Here is a 16,328-nt window from a genome sequence, read left to right on the forward strand (position 1 = left end):
TGGCGTTGCCCGCCCGCGCGTGCGCCAATAGCCCGGACGGCGCCCGCGCGGCGCGCCCCTTCAGGAGCCCCATGACCACCACCAGCTACCACCACGGCGTTCGCGTCATCGAGACGTCGGAGGGCGTGCACCCCATCCGCATCATCAGCACCGCCGTGATCGGGCTGGTGGCCACGGCCACCGACGCCGATGCGACCTACTTCCCGCTCAACACGCCGGTGCTGGTGACCCGCATGAACGAGGCCATCAGCAAGGCCGGCACCAGCGGCACGCTGCACACCGCGCTGAGCATCATTGCCGACCAGGTGCGCCCCATGATGGTGGTGGTGCGCGTGGCCGAAGGCGCCGGCGCCGATCCCGAGGCCAAGCAGGCCGACCAGACCGCCAAGGCCATCGGCTCGGCCGTGGACGGCGTCTACACCGGCCTGCACGCGCTGCTGACGGCGCAGGCCCGCCTGGGGGTGACGCCGCGCATCCTGGGCGCACCGGGTCTGGACACGCAGGACGTGGCCAGCGCGCTGGTCGGCGTGGCGCAGAAGCTGCGCGCCATGGCCTACATCAGCGCGCACGGCGCACTGACCACCAGCGCCGCCATCACCTACCGCGGCCACTTCGGTCAGCGCGAGGCGATGGTGATCTACCCCGACTTCCAGCGCTTCAACGTCACCACCAAGGCCGTCGAGCCGGCGCCCGCCGTGGCCTTTGCCCTGGGCCTGCGCGCGCGCATCGACCAGGAGCAGGGCTGGCACAAGACGCTGTCCAACGTGCCGGTCAACGGCGCGGTGGGCATCACGCTGCCGGTGCACTGGGAGCTGCAGAACGTCGACACCGAAGCCAACATGCTCAACGAGGCCGGCGTCACCACGCTGATCAACCGGCAGGGCTACCGCTTCTGGGGCAGCCGCACCTGCAGCGAGAACAGCGACTTCGCCTTCGAGAGCGCCACGCGCACCGCGCAGGTGCTGGCCGACAGCATTGCCGAGAGCCACTTCTGGGCGGTCGACAAGCCGCTGCACCCCAGCCTGGTCAAGGACATTCTGGAGGGCATCAACGCCAAGTTCCGCGAGCTGCGCAACCTGGGCTACATCCTCGACGCGCGCGCCTGGTACGACGAAACCGTCAACACCACACCCACGCTGAAAGACGGCAAGCTCACCATCGACTACGACTACACACCGATCCCGCCGCTGGAAGACCTGACCTTCCGCCAGCGCATCACCGACCGGTACTTCGCCGACTTCGCCGCGCGGCTGGCCACCGGCAACTGAGACGCACACTTTTTAGGAGCAACCGATGGGCCTGCCACGCAAGCTGAAAAACTTCGCGCTGTTTGTCGACGGCGTCAACTACATGGGCGAAGTGCCCGAAATCACGCTGCCCACCCTCAGCCGCAAGCTGGAGGAGTACCGCGGCGGCGGCATGAACATGCCGGTCGAGCTGGACTTCGGCATGGAGAAGATGGAAATCGAGTGGACCGCCGCCGGCTGGATCAAGGACCTGCTGGCCAGCTGGGGCACGCCCAAGCACGACGCGGTGCTGCTGCGCTTTGCCGGCGCCGTGCAGGCCGACGACCGCGAGGACGTGACCGCGCTGGAGATCGTGGTGCGCGGCCGCCATTCCGAGTTCGACCCCGGCAGTGCCAAGGCGGGCGAAGGCACCGAGATCAAGCTCAAGAGCGCGTGCAGCTACTTCAAGCTCACCGTCGACGGCCGCGTCGAGGTCGAGATCGACGCCGTGGGCATGACCGAAGTGGTGGGCGGCACCGACCGCATGGCGCAGGTGCGCGCCGCGCTGGGTGTCTGACGCATCGTTTGTCTCCGCCGGGGCGATTGCTTCCCTCCTTCCTCCTCACCCCCGGCCTTCGGCGGCGCCGTCGCTCCATGCGGACGCGCCGCCCTTTTTTTGTTGACTGGACATCGCCATGAGCAAGACCGCCGACACCCCTGCCAAGACCGACGCCGCGCCGCCCGCGGCTGACACACCCGCGCCTGACACCGTGACGGTGACGCTCGACGAGCCGATCCCGCGCGGCGATGCCGCCATCACCCGCGTGGCGCTGCGGCGCCCGCGCGCGGGCGAGCTGCGCGGCCTGAACCTGGCGCAGCTGCTGCAGATGCAGACCGACGCGCTGCTGACGCTGCTGCCGCGCATCACCCAGCCCACGCTGCTCAAACACGAGCTGGAGGCCATGAACCCCGCCGACCTGATTCAGCTGGGCGCCGAGGCCACGGGTTTTTTCTTGACGAGGGCGCAGGCGGCATCCCTGCCCGAGTAGAGGCGGCCATGGCCGACATCGCCATCGCCTTTCACTGGCGCCCGGCCGACATGGACGGCATGCACCTGGCCGAGCTGATGGACTGGCGCGAGCTGGCGCGGGCGCGCCTGGAGCCGGAGGCATAGGGTGGCCGACGACCTGCGCCTGCGCGTCATCCTGGACCTGGCCGATCGGGCGCTGGCGCCCCTCAAGCGCCTGAGCCAGGGCGGCAAGGGCCTGGCCGATCAGTTGCGCGTGGCGCGCGGCGAGCTGCGCCAGCTTGAGGCGCAGCAGCAGGCTATCGGCCAGTTTCGCGCGCTGGGCCAACAGTTTCGCGCCAGCGCCGCCAACGCGCAGGTGCTGCGCCAGAAGCTGGCCGCGCTGCGGGCACAGACGCCCGCCAACGCCACCGAGGCCAAGGCCCTGGCCACGCAGATTGGCGCGACCGAGCGCGCGCTGCACAAGGCCAACACCACCGTCGACCAGCAGTCGCAAAAGCTGGCCGGCCTGCGCGAGCGCATGCGCGCGCTGGGCATCCGCAACGTGGCCGCCGAAGAGGCCACGCTGGGCCAGCGCATCGGCGCCACCAACCAGCGGCTGGACGAGCGGCGCAACAAGCTGGCGGCGCTGAACAAGCTGAACGCGCAGTACGGCCGCACGGCCATGAAGGTGGGTGCGGCCGTGGGCACCGGCTACGCGATGCGCACCGCCGGCAGCACGCTGGTGCAGACCGCCGCGACGCCGCTGGCGCAAGGGCGCAAGTACGCCAACGAGATTCTGCAAATCCAGTCGCTGGGGCTGGACGACGCCGCCACCAAGGGGGCCATCAGATACGCCGAGGCGATGAAGACCTACGGCACCAGCACGGTGGACAACCTGGGCCTGATGAAGGACGCGCTGACGGCCTTTGCCGACACGCACCACGCCGAGATGGTGATGCCGCTGCTGACCAAGATGAAGTTCGCGAACGAGGCCGTGTACGGCGCCGACAAGGGCGCCGACAACGACAAGAAGTTCATGGACATGCTGAAGGTGATCGAGATGCGCGGCGGCCTGGCCAACCAGCAGGCGTTCGAAAAGCAGGCCAACATCGTGCAGCAGGTGCTGACGGCCACCGGCGGGCGCGTGGGGCCCGAAGAGTGGCTGAACGTGATCAAGACCGGCGGCCTGGCGGCCAAGGGCATCAACGACGCGGCGTTCTACTACCAGCTGGAGCCGCTGGTGCAGGAGATGGGCGGCCACCGCGTGGGCACGTCGCTGATGAGCGCGTACCAGAACGTCTACCAGGGCAAGACCACCAAGCGCTCGGCCATGATGCTCGATGAGCTGGGCCTGATCGCCGACAAGACCAAGGTCAAGCACGACAAGGTGGGCCAGATTTCGCAGCTGGGCGTGGGCGCCATCAAGGGCAGCGAGCTGTTTCAGACCGACCAGTTCGCGTGGATGGAGCAGGTGCTGCTGCCGGCGCTGGCGGCCAAGGGCAAGACCAGCGACAAGGATGTGCTGGACGCGATGGGCGGCATCTTCAGCAACCGCAACGCGGCCAACCTGTTCGCCACCATGTACCAGCAGCGCGATCAGATCCACAAGAACGCGCGGCTGAACGCCGGCGCGGCCAACGTCGACGCGCTGTACAACCTGGCCAAGGGCAGCAGCGCCGGCGCCGAGCTGGACCTGCTGAAGAAGCGCGACGACCTGTACCAGCGCCTGAGTACGGCGGCCATGCCGGCCTACGTGGCCGCGCTGGAAGCGGCGACGGGCGCCATCGAGCGCATGAACCGCTTCGCGCAGGCCAACCCGGGCCTGACCAAGGCGATGGCGGTGGGCTTCGGCGCGCTGGCCGTCAGCATGCTGGCCATCGGCACGGTGCTGATTCCGCTGGCGCTGGTGGTGGGCAAATTCATGCTGCTGCGCTACGTGCTGGCGCGGCTGAGCATCACGCTGCCGGTGTTCGGCCTGCTGGGGCGCGGCATGGCCTTGCTGGGGCGGCTGGGCACCAGCGCCTTCGGCCTGCTGGCGCGTGGCGCGGCGGTGCTGGCGCCGGCGCTGTGGGCGCTGGCCAAGGCGGCGCTGGCGTTCGTGCTGACGCCCCTGGGCGCGGCGCTGGTGCTGCTGGCCGGCGCGGCCTACCTGGTGTGGCGCAACTGGGACGGCATCAAGGGCGGGCTGGCGATCATCTGGCAGCAGATCAAGGACGGCGCGCAAAGCCTGTGGCAGTCGATCAGCGATGCGGGCACGCGCGCCTGGAGCTTTCTGGTGGACTTGAAGGGCCGCTTCGTGAGCGCCGGCGCGGCGCTGATGCAGGGCCTGGTGTCGGGCATCAGCAATGGGCTGGGCGCGGTGCGCGACACCATTTTCAGCGCTAGCGAACGCGTGGTGAGCTGGTTCAAGGACAAGCTGGGCATCAAAAGCCCCAGCCGCGTGTTCATGGCGCTGGGCGAGTTCATTCCGGCCGGCGCGGCCATCGGCATCGAGCGCGGCAGCCCGCGCCTGCAGGCGGCGGCGCTGACCATGGCCGAGCTGCCGGCGTTGGGCATGGAGCGCCGCGGCTCGCGCCTGCGCGCCGCGGCGGCCGCGCTGATGGCGTTGCCGGCGCTGACGCTGCCCACGCTGGCGCCGGCCGAGCCCGCGCAGGCCCCGGTGCGCGCGGCGGCGGCGCAGGCCGCGGCCCCCGATCGCCCGCTGCCCAGCGTGCAGCCCCTGCGCCCGCTGCGCGCGCCCGCGGCGCAGCCCGACGATGCGCCGGGGCCGGGCGGCGCTGCCGGCGCGCACACCTTCAACGCCGGGCCGATCACCATCACCATCAACGCAGCGCCGGGGCAAGACGCGCACGCCATTGCGCGCGCGGTGGCGGCCGAGCTGGACCGGCGCCAGCGCCGCCGTGGCGCCGACGTGCGGGCGCAGCTGTCGGACATCGATTGAGGAGGGCCGCGCGATGATGATGGCGCTGGGGCAGTTTCTGTTCTCGCTCAACGAGCTGGCCTACCAGGAGCTGCGGCGCCAGAGCGCCTGGCGGCACCCGAGCAATTCGCGCGTGGGCGCGCGCCCGGCGCGGCAGTACGTGGGGCCCGGCGACGAGACCATCACGCTCAGCGGCGTGCAGGCGCCCGAGTTCGCGGGCCGGCGCGAGGCGCTGGCCGACCTGCGCGCCATGGCCGACACCGGCAGCGCGTGGGCGCTGGTGGCCGGGTCGGGCGAGGTGTTTGGCGCCTGGGTGATCGAGTCGGTCAACGAAACCGGCACGCTGTTCATTGCCGAGGGCGTGCCGCGCCGCGTCGAGTTTGATCTGCAACTGGCCCGCGTGGACGACGAGCAGGCCGACCCCGAAGGCGGCGCCGGCGGCGACGATTACGACTTCTGGGACTGGTGGCTGTGACCACGCCCTACCAGCAGCCCGACTACCTGCTGACGCTGGGCGGGCTGGACATCACCCCGCGCGTCGGATCGCGCCTGATCAGCCTGCAACTGGACGAAAGCCGCGGCGACGAGGCCGACCAGCTGGAGCTGTGCCTGGACGATGCCGATGGCCGGCTGGCCCTGCCGCCACTGGGGGGGCGAGCTGCAGCTGCAGCTGGGCTGGCGCGGCGAAGGCCTGGTGGACAAAGGCACCTTCGTGGTCGACGAAGTGGAGCACCTGGGCGCGCCCGACCAGATCATGCTGCGCGCGCGCGCCGCCGAGCTGCGCAGCAGCCTGCGCCAGCGCGGCCAGTACAGCTGGGACAAGAGCACCGTGGGCCAGGTGGTGGCCGAGGTGGCCGCGCGCAGCGGCCTGCGTGCCAAGGTGCACCCGCAGCTGGCCGCGCAGGCGCTGAAGCACATCGACCAGACCAACGAAAGCGACATCCACTTCCTGACGCGGCTGGCGCGGCTGCACGACGCCGTGTGCACAGTGAAGAAGGGCACGCTGGTCTTCATGCCCATCAACAGCGCGCACAGCGCCAGTGGCCAGGCGCTGGACGAGCTGACCGTGACCCGCGCCGCCGGCGACCAGCACCGCTGGCACGCGGCCGACCGCACCGCCTACACCGGCGTGAAGGCGCAGTACTACAACTACCGCGACGCGCGCGTCAACGAAGTGCGCACCGGCGACCGTCCTCGATCCCTGCTGTGGCAGTCGAATGATGTGGTTCGACAAGGCCAATCCAAGCGTGCTGTTTGGTGATCGGCGCAGCGAAGCCATCACCGTCACCGACAACTCGCGCGGCAATGCGAGCGGCACACGCACCATCGTCATTGAGCCGGACACCTTGCTCGACTTTCGTGCGCTGCCGTTCCCCGACGAGAGCTTTCATCTCGTCGCCTTCGACCCGCCCCACTTGATCACGGCCGGCCCCAAGAGCTGGCTGGCCGCGAAGTACGGCAAGTTAGGTAACGACTGGCGGTCCGATCTCCGCGCGGGCTTTGCAGAATGCTTTCGCGTGCTGCGGCCTCACGGCGTGCTGGTGTTCAAGTGGGCCGAAACGCAGGTGAAGGTGCGCGACGTGCTGGCGCTGACACCGCACCAGCCGCTGTTCGGCCACACGGCTGGAAAAAGAGCTGGCACGCACTGGCTGGTGTTTTTGAAGGCGGGGGGGCGCCTCATGCTGACCCCTCAATTCCTCCTGCCCATCCACGGCGAGCTGATCATCGGCCTGTTTGCCGGCGATGCGAACTACATCAAGACGGGGTGTGAAAGGCTGGTGGCATGACCGAGCGCCGCGGCTACAACCATGGCGCCGCCATCAAGTACCTGGGCATCGGCCGGCGCAGCTTTGAGGCGCTGGTGCGGCCGCACCTGACGCCGGTGCGCATCGGCAACAGCCTGATCTTTGACCGTGTGGACCTGGACCAGGTGATGGACCGCTTCAAGTCGGGCGAATTGCCGGACGGGAGCGAGGCCGACCACAATGGGGGCGGAAACGGGTGGCCCACCACTGAGGAAGGAGCATTCAAATGGGCCGAAAAACGCCGGGCATCACGCCCGAAATCAACGGAACCTGGTCGGTCGACAAGATATGGCGGGGTCGCCGACTTCGCCAGCGTGGCTTCGTCAGTCATGAAGAGGCGCAGGGCTGGCTGATTGCCCAGCTGCAGGCGCTGCGCGCGGAGGTGCTGCACGGCGCCCCGCGCGCTTTCACTTTCAGCGAGGCCGCGGCGCGCTATTTGACCGACCACCAGGACAAGGTGTCACTGGAAACGGAGGTCTACATGCTGAATTCGGTCATGCCGTTCATCGGCGGCCTGGACGTGCGGGCCGTGCACGACGACACGCTGCGCGGCTATGTGGCGCATCGGCTGAAGCGGGGGCGCAAGCACAAGACGATCAACCTGGCGCTGGCGGTGGTGCGGCGCATCTTGAACCTGGCGGCGACGAGCTGGCGCGATGACCGTGGCCAGCCGCTGCTGGCCAGCGCGCCGCTCATCACGCTGCTGCCGCTGGTGGGGCACCAGCGCCCGCCTAGGCCCATCACGTGGCCGGAGCAGCGGCGGCTGATGCCGCTGCTGCCCTACCATCTGGCGCGCATGGCGTTGTTCATGCTGAACACGGGGGCGCGCGACGACGTGGTGTGTTCGCTGCGCTGGGCGTGGGAGATCCCGGTGCCCGAGCTGGGGGTGTCGGTGTTCGAGGTGCCGGCGCGCCACGTGAAGGGTCGCCGGCAGGCGCGCGTACTGGTGTGCAACGCGGTGGCGCAATCGGTCATCGAGGCGGCCCGTGGCCAGCACGCGGAATTCGTCTTCGTCTACCGGCGCGAACGGCGCACGAGGCATGACCTGCCGCCGACGATGGCCTATCGGCCGGTGGAGGCGATGCTGAACACGGCCTGGGTCAACGCGCGCAAGAAGGCCGGTCTGGGCGATCTGCACGTGCACGACCTGCGCCACACCGTGGGTATGCGCCTGCGCGAGGCCGGCGTGGGCCCGCAGACCATCAGCGACGTGCTGTGGCACTCGACCACGTCAACGACCGCGCACTACTCGCTGGCGCAGCTGGTCGAGCTGCACGGCGCGCTGACGAAGATCGAGCAGCCTGCCAGCGGCTGGAACAAGACGCTGCTCACCCTGCGCCAGGAGGCCGAACAGGCCCGCCTTCGCCAAGTGAGTCACCCAAAAGTCACCCACCACACCCAGCGCATCGCCTGATCGCGCAAAGAAAAAGCCTTGCAACCCATTGAATTGCAAGGCTTGAAGATGGCGCGGCTGGCAGGATTCGAACCCACGACCCCTTGGTTCGTAGCCAAGTACTCTATCCAACTGAGCTACAGCCGCGCGAAGCCCGTAATTCTAACACACAAAAATGGTAGGGCGTGCTGGGCTCGAACCAGCGACCAAGGGATTATGAGTCCCCTGCTCTAACCAACTGAGCTAACGCCCCGCGCGAAACCGTCGATTCTAGGGCTTGCCCGAGCTCAGCGCGTTGCTGACGAGGCGCGAGGTGATGTCGACGATCTGGATCATGCGGTCGTACGGCATGCGCGTGGGGCCGATGACGCCCAGCGTACCCACCACGTGCCCGTCCACCTCGTAGGGCGCGCTCACGACCGACAGGTCTTCCATCGGCACGGTCTGACTTTCGCCGCCGATGAAGATGCGCACGCCCTCGGCCTGGCTCGACACGTCGAGCAGACGAATGAGCTGCGCCTTTTGTTCGAACAGATCGAACGCGCGGCGCAGCTGGTTCATGTCGCTCGAGAAGTCGGTCACCGCCAGCAGGTTGCGTTCGCCCGAGATGACAACTTCGTCCTGCGCCTGGCTCATGGCCTCGCTACCCAGTTGCACGGCGGCGTTCATCAGCTTGGCGATCTCGCCGCGCAGGCTGTCGACTTCCTGCCGCAGCCGCAGGCGCACCTGCTCGATGTCCATGCCCGAAAAGTGCGCGTTGAGGTAGTTGGACGCCTGCTGCAGATCGGACGCGCTGTAGTCATCGTCGGTGAACAGCACGCGGTTCTGCACGTCGCCGTCGGGCGCGACGATGATGAGCAGCAGGCGCCGCTCGGACAGACGCAAAAATTCAATATGCCGGAATGCCGACGAGCGGCGCGGCGCCATCACCACGCCAACAAACTGCGACAGGTTGGACAGCAACTGCGCGGCGTTGGCGATGACGCGCTGCGGCTGGTCGGCGGCCAGCGCGGGTGTCGCCAGTTCGGGCTGCGGCTGCGCGGTGAGCATGGTGTCGACGAACAGCCGATAGCCGCGCGAGGTGGGGATGCGGCCGGCCGAGGTGTGCGGGCTGACGATCAGGCCCAACTCTTCCAGATCGCTCATCACGTTGCGGATGGTGGCGGGCGAAAGGTCCAGCCCCGATGCCTTGGACAGCGTGCGAGACCCCACAGGCTGCCCATCGGCGATGTAACGCTCGATCAGGGTCTTGAGCAGCAAGCGAGCGCGGTCGTCGAGCATTCAAATCATTATGATGTAATTTGCCGATGAGCCTTCAATTTCGCCGCGTTGCGCTGGTCGGCAAGTTTCACGATGCCGCCTCGGGCGCCATCGCCGAATCCACCCGCGAGTTGATCGCAGAGATCGCTGCCTTTCTGGTGCAGCAGGGGTGCGACGTCACGCTGGCCGAGCGCACGGCGCAGGCCACTGGCATCGACACCTACCCCGTGCGCGATGTGGCCGGCATCGGCAACGAATGCGACCTGGCGGTGGTGGTGGGCGGCGACGGCACCATGCTGGGCATCGGGCGGCAGCTGGCGCGCTACGGCACGCCGCTGATCGGTATCAACCAGGGGCGCCTGGGCTTCATCACCGACATCGCGCTGAACGAATACCGCCAGACGCTGCCGGCCATGCTGACCGGCGAATATGAGGAAGACCACCGCAGCCTGATGCTGGGCCGCGTGATGCGCGACGGCGAAAGCGTGTTCGAGGCCTATGCCATGAACGACGTCGTGGTCAACCGCGGCGCGGTCGCCAGCATGGTCGAGCTGCGGGTCGAGGTCAACGGCCACTTCGTGGCCAACCACCGCGCGGACGGCATCATCGTAGCCACGCCCACGGGCTCGACCGCCTACGCGCTGTCGGCGGGCGGGCCGCTGCTGCATCCGCTGGTGCCTGCGTGGGCGCTGGTGCCGATTGCGCCGCACACGCTGTCCAACCGGCCCATCGTGGTGGCCGATCCGGTCGAAATCGCGATCGAGATCGTGTCCGGCAAAGACGCCAGCGCCAGCTTCGACATGCAATCGATCACGTCGCTGCACCATGGCGACCGCGTGGTGGTGCGCCGGTCGGACTACCGCGTGCGCTTTCTGCACCCCAAGGGCTGGAGCTATTTCGACACCTTGCGGCGCAAGCTGTTGTGGAATGAGGGTGGGGTGTGACACCCCCCCTGAGTCGGCCTGCGGCCGCCTTCCCCCCAGGGGGACAACGCCAGCGGCCGGGCGAAGCCCGCTCCGCGGCGTTCCGGCGTGGCCTGCTCCGCGGCCGTCTGACTTGGATGAGTGCGGCGTGCACTCAAAAATGACATGGCATTGCGACATCTGAACCTGCGGGACTTCGTCATCGTGCCGTCGCTCGAGTTGTCGCTGACCGGCGGCTTCACGGCGCTGACGGGTGAAACCGGCGCTGGCAAGTCGATCCTGATCGACGCGCTGCAACTGGCGCTGGGCGACCGGGGCGACGCGCTGTGGGTGCGCGAAGGGCAGCCGCGTTGCGAGATCGGCGCCGAATTCGACACGCCGGCCGACGCGCGTGCCTGGCTGCTGGACAACGGCTTCATCGAACCCGACACCGATGCCGACACTCTGTTGCTTCGCCGCACCATCGATGCCGCTGGCAGAAGCCGCGCGTGGATCAACGGCTCGCCCGCCACGCTGGCGCAATTGCGCGAGCTGGGTCAGCGGCTGGTCGACATCCACGGCCAGCACGCGTGGCAGAGCCTGACGCGCCCGGCGTCGGTGCGCGCGCTGCTCGATGCCTACGCGGGCGTGGATACGCGCCCGCTGGCCGCCGCCTGGCAGGCGTGGCGCCAGGCCGAAAGCGCACTGAAAAGCGCAAGCGCCGCGCAGGACAGTCTGGCGCAGGAGCAGCAGCGCCTGGCGTGGCAGATTGGCGAACTGGACAAGCTGGCGCCGCTCGACGGCGAGTGGGATGAACTCAACCAGCGCCACGCGCGCCTGTCGCACGCGCAAGCGCTGATCGACGCCGCCCAGGCCGCCAGCGCCGCGCTGGAAGGCGATGACGGCGACGGCGGCGCCCTGCCCGCGCTGGCGCAGGCGCAACAGGCGCTGGAGGCCGAACGCGGCATCGAGCCCGAATTCGCATCGCTGCTCGACGTGCTGGACGGCTGCGTCGCCCAGGCGCGCGACGTGGCGCACAGCCTGCACACCTACCTGCGCCGCGCCGATCCCAACCCCGATCAGCTGGCCGCGCTGGACGAACGCCTGGGCCAATGGATTGCGCTGGCCCGCCGCTACCGGCGGCAGCCGCAGGACCTGTTCGCCACGCTGACCGAATGGCGCGCCGAGCTGGCCCGGCTGGACAGCGCCGCCGACCTGGCTGGCCTGCAGGCTGCGGTCGATGCCACGCACGCCCAGTACCTGAAAGCGGCGCAGGCCGTCTCGCGCCAGCGCGCGCAGGCTGCGCCGCGGCTGGCGGCGTCGGTGACGGCGGCCATGCAGAAGCTGGGCATGCAGGGCAGCCGGTTCGACGTGGCGCTCGACGCCCTGCCCGACGCCGCGCAGCACGGCCTGGAAAACGTGGTGTTTCAGGTTGCAGCGCACGCGGGGTCTACGCCGCGCGCTATCGACCGTGTAGCGTCCGGCGGTGAACTGTCGCGCCTGGCGCTGGCCATTGCGGTCACCACCAGTGAACTGGGCAGCGTCGGCACGCTGGTGTTCGACGAAGTCGATTCCGGCGTGGGCGGCGCGGTGGCGGCCACGGTGGGCCGCATGCTGCATCAACTGGGCCGCGACAGGCAGGTGCTGTGCGTCACGCACCTGCCGCAGGTCGCCGCGTGCGCCGACGCGCACCTGCTGGTCAGCAAGCGCACCGGCGACGATGGCGCGCCCGTCAGCGAACTGCACGCCGTCAGCGGCGAGGCCCGCACGCGCGAAATCGCCCGCATGCTGGGCGGCGAACACATTTCAGACACCACGCTGGCGCACGCGCTGGAAATGCTCAGGCCGCCTGCGTCGCAAGGCGACACCACGCCGCGCGCCGCCCCCCCCGAGAAAGGCGCGCTCGTGAGCGTCGAACTGATCGTCATCACCGGCATGTCGGGCTCCGGCAAGTCGATTGCGCTGGGTGCGCTGGAAGACGCGGGCTACTACTGCATCGACAACCTGCCGCCCGAGTTGCTGGAGCCGTTTGTCGCGCTGGAAAACGAGCGCCGCACGCGCAAGGTGGCCATTGCCATGGACGTGCGCAGCGGCGAGTCGCTGCCGCAGCTGCCCCTGCTGCTGCACCGCCTGCGCGACCGCGGCATCGCGCTGCGCTTGATCTTTCTGGACGCGAACGACGAGACGCTGGTGCGCCGCTTTTCTGAAACGCGCCGGCGGCATCCGCTGTCGCAGCCGGTGGTGGGCGATGCCCAGCGCGCGCTGCTGCAGACCATCCGGCAGGAGCGCGAACTGCTGGCCGACCTGCGCGACCGCTCGCTCGTCATCGACACCAGCTTCCTGCGGCCGTCCAAGCTGCTGGCCACGGTCAAGGATCTCATCGCCGCGCCGGCGTCGCACCTGACACTGGTGTTCGAATCCTTCGCCTTCAAGCGCGGCATCACGCTGGACGCGGACTACGTGTTCGACGTGCGCATGCTGCCCAACCCGCATTACGAAGCCGATCTGCGCCCGCTGACGGGGCGCGACGCGCCGGTCATCGACTACCTGTCACGCCAGCCCGAGGTGCAGCTGATGCTCGACCAGATCGCCGACTTTCTGCGCACTTGGCTGCCCGCACTGGCACGCGACCATCGCAGCTACGTGACGGTGGCCATTGGCTGCACGGGCGGGCAGCACCGGTCGGTGTATCTGGTGGAACAGCTGGCCGCGATGTTCGGCGCCGACTGGGTGACGCTGCGCCGGCATCGCGAACTCGAGGACCGCTAGGAATCTTGACAATTTCGGCCTGCTGCGCTTGCAGGACAAGCGCCGGCAGCTATTTAAATAGTAGCATCATGCGTTCGACTGCAGAAACACCCGTATCGGTGCCGGCAGGCCCAGCGCGCCCCATTCACCGGGCGCGAACCACGCCCCCTCGCCCGCCAGATCGTGCAGACCGACGCGGGCACTGACGACGTGAATGTCCAGATCCCGGTGCGTCAGCACGTGGCGAAAGCCCGCGTGTTCGACCACGGTGCCTTGCGCGGCGGCGTTCAGGCTGCCGAGCAGCTGGTCGCGGTCTTCATGTACCGGCAGGCAGTACAGGCGCGCCCAGAAGCCGCGCTCCGGCCGCTGCTGCAGCCACACGCGGCCCTGCACATCGTGCGCATGCAGCAGCCACAGCGTGGCCTGGCCGCGCACGGTGCGCCGCGTGCGGACCGGATAGCGCGCCGGGTCGCCCTCGCGCGCCGCCACGCATTCGCCTTGCAGCGGGCATATGACGCAGGCGGGCCGGGTGCGCGTACACACGGTGGCCCCCAGATCCATCAGGCCCTGCGTGTAGGCAGGCATCGTGCGGTGCAGGTCGGTGCTGGGCAGCAGGGCTCCGGCGCGCTGCCACAGCTCGCGCTCGTGCGCGGCCACGGCCAGATCGGCATCAAAGCCCAGGGCGCGCGTCAGCACGCGCTTGACGTTGCCGTCCAGGATGGCCGCGCGTTCGCCAAAACAGAACGCCGCAATGGCCGCTGCGGTGGAGCGGCCGATGCCGGGCAGCGTGGCCAGCTCGGCCGCCGTGCGCGGAAACGACCCGCCGAACCGCGCCATCACGTCGCGCGCGCAGCGGTGCAGGTTGCGCGCCCGCGAGTAATAACCCAGGCCGCTCCACAAGCCCAGCACCTGGTCCTCATCGGCCGCTGCCAGGCTGGCGACGTCGGGAAAGCGGTCCAGAAACCGCGGGTAGTAGGCCAGCACCGTGGCCACCTGCGTCTGCTGCAGCATGATCTCGGACAGCCACACCCGATAAGGGTCGCGCGTGCCCTGCCAGGGCAGGTCGTGCCGGCCGTGGCGCTGCTGCCATTCGACGACGCGGCCGGCAAAGCTGCTGCCGCGCGTCACGCCGCCACGGTCTCCGGCCGATCTTCGGCCAGCACCGCCGTGGCGTCTTGCCGCAGGTCGCGGCTCAGCATCTGCAGCCGGTGTTCTGCCACGTCCAGCGCCGCTTTCTGCTCGGTGATTTCGCCGATGCGCCGCTCCAGCCCGCTGGCCGCGTCCTGGATGCGCTGGATGGCCTCGATGCGGCGGCCGTAGGCGCGGCGGCGCTCGCGCATCTGGGTGTCCAGCTGGCCCGACATGGACTTGTTCCACAGCTCGATTTCGCCCAGCGCCGCCTCGAAGATCGACCGCACGCGCGACAGCAGCGCGCGCACCAGCCGTTCGGCAAATTCGGGCCGCGCCAGCTGCACCATGTTGCCCACGCCCAGGTATTGCAGGTGGCTGCGCTCGACCGCGTCCAGATCCTTTTCGAACCGGTCCATGGTGGGCGGCTCGGTCACCTGCAGCGAGAAGCCGAAGTCCGTGTTGATCTGGCGGAACGACGTGGTCAACATGGCGTGGATTTCGCCTTCGAGCCGCTGCACTTCTCGCAGCACCTGGCGCAGGTTGTCGAACCCCTTGCCATACGCCTTGCGCAGGCCGAACTTGACGCCCGGCTCGCGCAGCGCCGCGCCCAGCCCCGCCAGCTCGCGCTTGATCGACGCGCTGCCCAGCATGCGGAACAGCTGTCGCAGCAGCCGCAAATGCACCGACCGCACCGCCAGCACGCTGGCGGCGCTGCGGTCGAATTCGCTCTTTTCGCGCTCGACGCGCAGGCGCATCTGGCGGATCACCTGGTGGTTCTTGCCGCGCAGGCCTTCAAGCTCGAGCACCTGCTCGGCCACCTCGCGCCGGCGTGCGGCCAGGATGCGCTCGGCCTCGGTCTGCACGCGCGCAACGCTGGCGCCGATGGTGCCCACCAGCATGGTCTGCCGCGCGCCCAGCACTTGCTGGCCCAGCAGCTGCTCGAACTGCGGCAGGCGGCTGTGGGCCAGCAGGGCCTCGTCGTCGCGCACCTTGGCCAGCAGGCCCTTCTGCGCCGACAAGGCCAGCACCTGGCGCGGCTCCAGCGCCAGCGTTTGCGCGGTTTCGGCGCACTGGCGGGCGATCTGGCGCTCGACATGCGCAGGCGAACTCAATTCGTCCCACAGCGTGTCGATCTTGTTCAGCACCACGAAGCGGCTGCCCGCGCTGCTTTCCATGGTGGCCAGGTGTTCGCGCCAGATGACGAGGTCGGACTTGGTGACGCCCGTGTCCGCGCCCAGGATGAACACCACCGCCTGTGCCTGCGGGATCAGGTTGACGGTCAGCTCGGGCTCGGCGCCGATGGCGTTCAGCCCCGGCGTGTCCAGTACCACCAGCCCCTGCCGCAACAGCGGATGCGCCATGTTGATGAGCGCGTGGCGCCAGCGCGGCACCTCGACGGCGCCGTGGGCATTCACCGGCGGGTTGTCCCAGGCGCGGTCGTCGTGCCAGAAGCCCAGCGCCCGCGCGTCGTCCTGCGTGACGTGCACCACTTCCGAGACCTTCTGCATCGCCTCGGCCAGTTGGGCCGGGTTGTTCATGTCAAGGTCGACGCGGGTCCACTTCTCGGGCGCCAGCCGCCATTCAAGCAAGGTCTGCGGCTGCAACCGCGTCTCGATGGGCAGCAGGCGCAGGCACGGCGGCAGCGAAGCTTCGTAGCCCAGCTCGGTCGGGCACATGGTGGTGCGGCCGGCACTGGCGGGCATGATGCGGCGGCCATAGCCGGCAAAGAACACGGCGTTGATCAGCTCGGACTTGCCGCGCGAAAACTCGGCCACGAAGGCGACCATGACCTTGTCGGAGCGCAGCAGGTCGGTCAGGCGCTGCATGCGCTCTTCGCCGCCGTCGTCAAGCAATTGCTGTTCGCGCAGCCAGTCGGCCAGCACCTTCACGCGCAGGCGCATCTCGCGGCGCCACGCACTGTGCCAGTCGAACTG

General features: G+C 68.9%; 14 protein-coding genes, 2 tRNA genes and 2 pseudogenes. 13 read left to right on the forward strand and 5 right to left on the reverse strand.

All coding sequences use genetic code 11. The features are described 5' to 3' along the window. The first annotated feature begins 71 nt into the window (after positions 1 to 71). From R0D99_RS12580 to R0D99_RS12625, 10 genes and pseudogenes are all read left to right on the forward strand, one after another. Positions 72 to 1,268 carry a phage tail sheath protein gene (locus tag R0D99_RS12580; RefSeq protein WP_317748528.1) on the forward strand — a complete coding sequence of 399 codons (1,197 nt, stop codon included), beginning with the start codon at positions 72 to 74 and terminating at the stop codon, positions 1,266 to 1,268. Positions 1,269 to 1,293: 25 nt separating this feature from the next. After that, complete coding sequence (locus R0D99_RS12585; RefSeq protein WP_317748529.1) at positions 1,294 to 1,803, forward strand: phage major tail tube protein; 510 nt, start codon at positions 1,294 to 1,296, stop codon at positions 1,801 to 1,803. Between the two features lie 118 nt (positions 1,804 to 1,921). After that, on the forward strand, positions 1,922 to 2,275 hold the full coding sequence (locus tag R0D99_RS12590) for a phage tail assembly protein (protein ID WP_317748530.1): 354 nt from the start codon (positions 1,922 to 1,924) through the stop codon (positions 2,273 to 2,275). Between the two features lie 8 nt (positions 2,276 to 2,283). Then, complete coding sequence (locus R0D99_RS12595; protein ID WP_317748531.1) at positions 2,284 to 2,400, forward strand: GpE family phage tail protein; 117 nt, start codon at positions 2,284 to 2,286, stop codon at positions 2,398 to 2,400. Position 2,401: 1 nt separating this feature from the next. After that, positions 2,402 to 5,176 (forward strand): phage tail protein, encoded by a 2,775-nt coding sequence (locus tag R0D99_RS12600; RefSeq protein ID WP_317748532.1) that lies wholly within the window; start codon positions 2,402 to 2,404, stop codon positions 5,174 to 5,176. Between the two features lie 13 nt (positions 5,177 to 5,189). Beyond that, positions 5,190 to 5,630 carry a phage tail protein gene (locus tag R0D99_RS12605; RefSeq protein ID WP_317748533.1) on the forward strand — a complete coding sequence of 147 codons (441 nt, stop codon included), beginning with the start codon at positions 5,190 to 5,192 and terminating at the stop codon, positions 5,628 to 5,630. Between the two features lie 147 nt (positions 5,631 to 5,777). Beyond that, positions 5,778 to 6,416, forward strand: coding sequence for a contractile injection system protein, VgrG/Pvc8 family (locus R0D99_RS12610; protein WP_317748534.1), 639 nt, complete (start codon positions 5,778 to 5,780; stop codon positions 6,414 to 6,416). Next, positions 6,376 to 6,819, forward strand: a pseudogene (locus tag R0D99_RS12615) (class I SAM-dependent methyltransferase); the annotation flags it as partial. The gene R0D99_RS12610 and the pseudogene R0D99_RS12615, both read left to right, overlap by 41 nt. Before the next feature lie 119 nt (positions 6,820 to 6,938). After that, the gene (locus tag R0D99_RS12620) at positions 6,939 to 7,313 is read left to right on the forward strand and encodes a hypothetical protein (RefSeq protein WP_317748535.1); all 375 of its coding nucleotides are present in this window, start codon (positions 6,939 to 6,941) and stop codon (positions 7,311 to 7,313) included. A 455-nt stretch (positions 7,314 to 7,768) separates the two neighbouring features. Next, positions 7,769 to 8,374, forward strand: a complete 606-nt coding sequence (locus tag R0D99_RS12625; protein WP_317751093.1) for a tyrosine-type recombinase/integrase — start codon at positions 7,769 to 7,771, stop codon at positions 8,372 to 8,374. A gap of 49 nt (positions 8,375 to 8,423) precedes the next feature. On the opposite strand, the gene R0D99_RS12630 is transcribed toward R0D99_RS12625, so the two are convergent. The 3 genes from R0D99_RS12630 to hrcA all read right to left on the reverse strand — a co-directional run bounded on the left by R0D99_RS12630 (position 8,424) and on the right by hrcA (position 9,634). Next, positions 8,424 to 8,500 (reverse strand) — tRNA-Arg (locus tag R0D99_RS12630). Positions 8,501 to 8,529: 29 nt separating this feature from the next. Beyond that, a tRNA-Ile gene (locus R0D99_RS12635) sits at positions 8,530 to 8,606 on the reverse strand. Positions 8,607 to 8,623: 17 nt separating this feature from the next. Further along, complete coding sequence (hrcA, locus tag R0D99_RS12640; RefSeq protein ID WP_317748536.1) at positions 8,624 to 9,634, reverse strand: heat-inducible transcriptional repressor HrcA; 1,011 nt, start codon at positions 9,632 to 9,634, stop codon at positions 8,624 to 8,626. A gap of 26 nt (positions 9,635 to 9,660) precedes the next feature. Here hrcA and R0D99_RS12645 point away from each other — a divergent pair, with 26 nt between their 5' ends. From R0D99_RS12645 to rapZ, 3 genes and pseudogenes are all read left to right on the forward strand, one after another. After that, complete coding sequence (locus R0D99_RS12645; RefSeq protein ID WP_317748537.1) at positions 9,661 to 10,557, forward strand: NAD kinase; 897 nt, start codon at positions 9,661 to 9,663, stop codon at positions 10,555 to 10,557. Positions 10,558 to 10,701: 144 nt separating this feature from the next. Then, positions 10,702 to 12,378: pseudogene (gene recN, locus R0D99_RS12650) on the forward strand (DNA repair protein RecN); the annotation flags it as partial. A 72-nt stretch (positions 12,379 to 12,450) separates the two neighbouring features. Continuing rightward, on the forward strand, positions 12,451 to 13,284 hold the full coding sequence (gene rapZ / locus R0D99_RS12655) for an RNase adapter RapZ (RefSeq protein WP_317751095.1): 834 nt from the start codon (positions 12,451 to 12,453) through the stop codon (positions 13,282 to 13,284). Positions 13,285 to 13,350: 66 nt separating this feature from the next. Here the strand turns inward: rapZ and mutY are convergent, their stop codons facing one another. Both mutY and R0D99_RS12665 read right to left on the reverse strand, forming a co-directional pair. Beyond that, positions 13,351 to 14,391, reverse strand: coding sequence for an A/G-specific adenine glycosylase (gene mutY, locus R0D99_RS12660; RefSeq protein ID WP_317748538.1), 1,041 nt, complete (start codon positions 14,389 to 14,391; stop codon positions 13,351 to 13,353). Beyond that, positions 14,388 to 16,295: a dynamin family protein gene (locus R0D99_RS12665; RefSeq protein ID WP_416366002.1), complete on the reverse strand. Its 1,908-nt coding sequence runs from the start codon at positions 16,293 to 16,295 to the stop codon at positions 14,388 to 14,390. Before R0D99_RS12665 ends, mutY begins: the two co-directional genes overlap by 4 nt. Between the last annotated feature and the right edge of the window lie 33 nt (positions 16,296 to 16,328).

It is taken from the genome of Ottowia sp. SB7-C50, from assembly GCF_033110285.1.
Taxonomy (GTDB): domain Bacteria; phylum Pseudomonadota; class Gammaproteobacteria; order Burkholderiales; family Burkholderiaceae_C; genus Ottowia.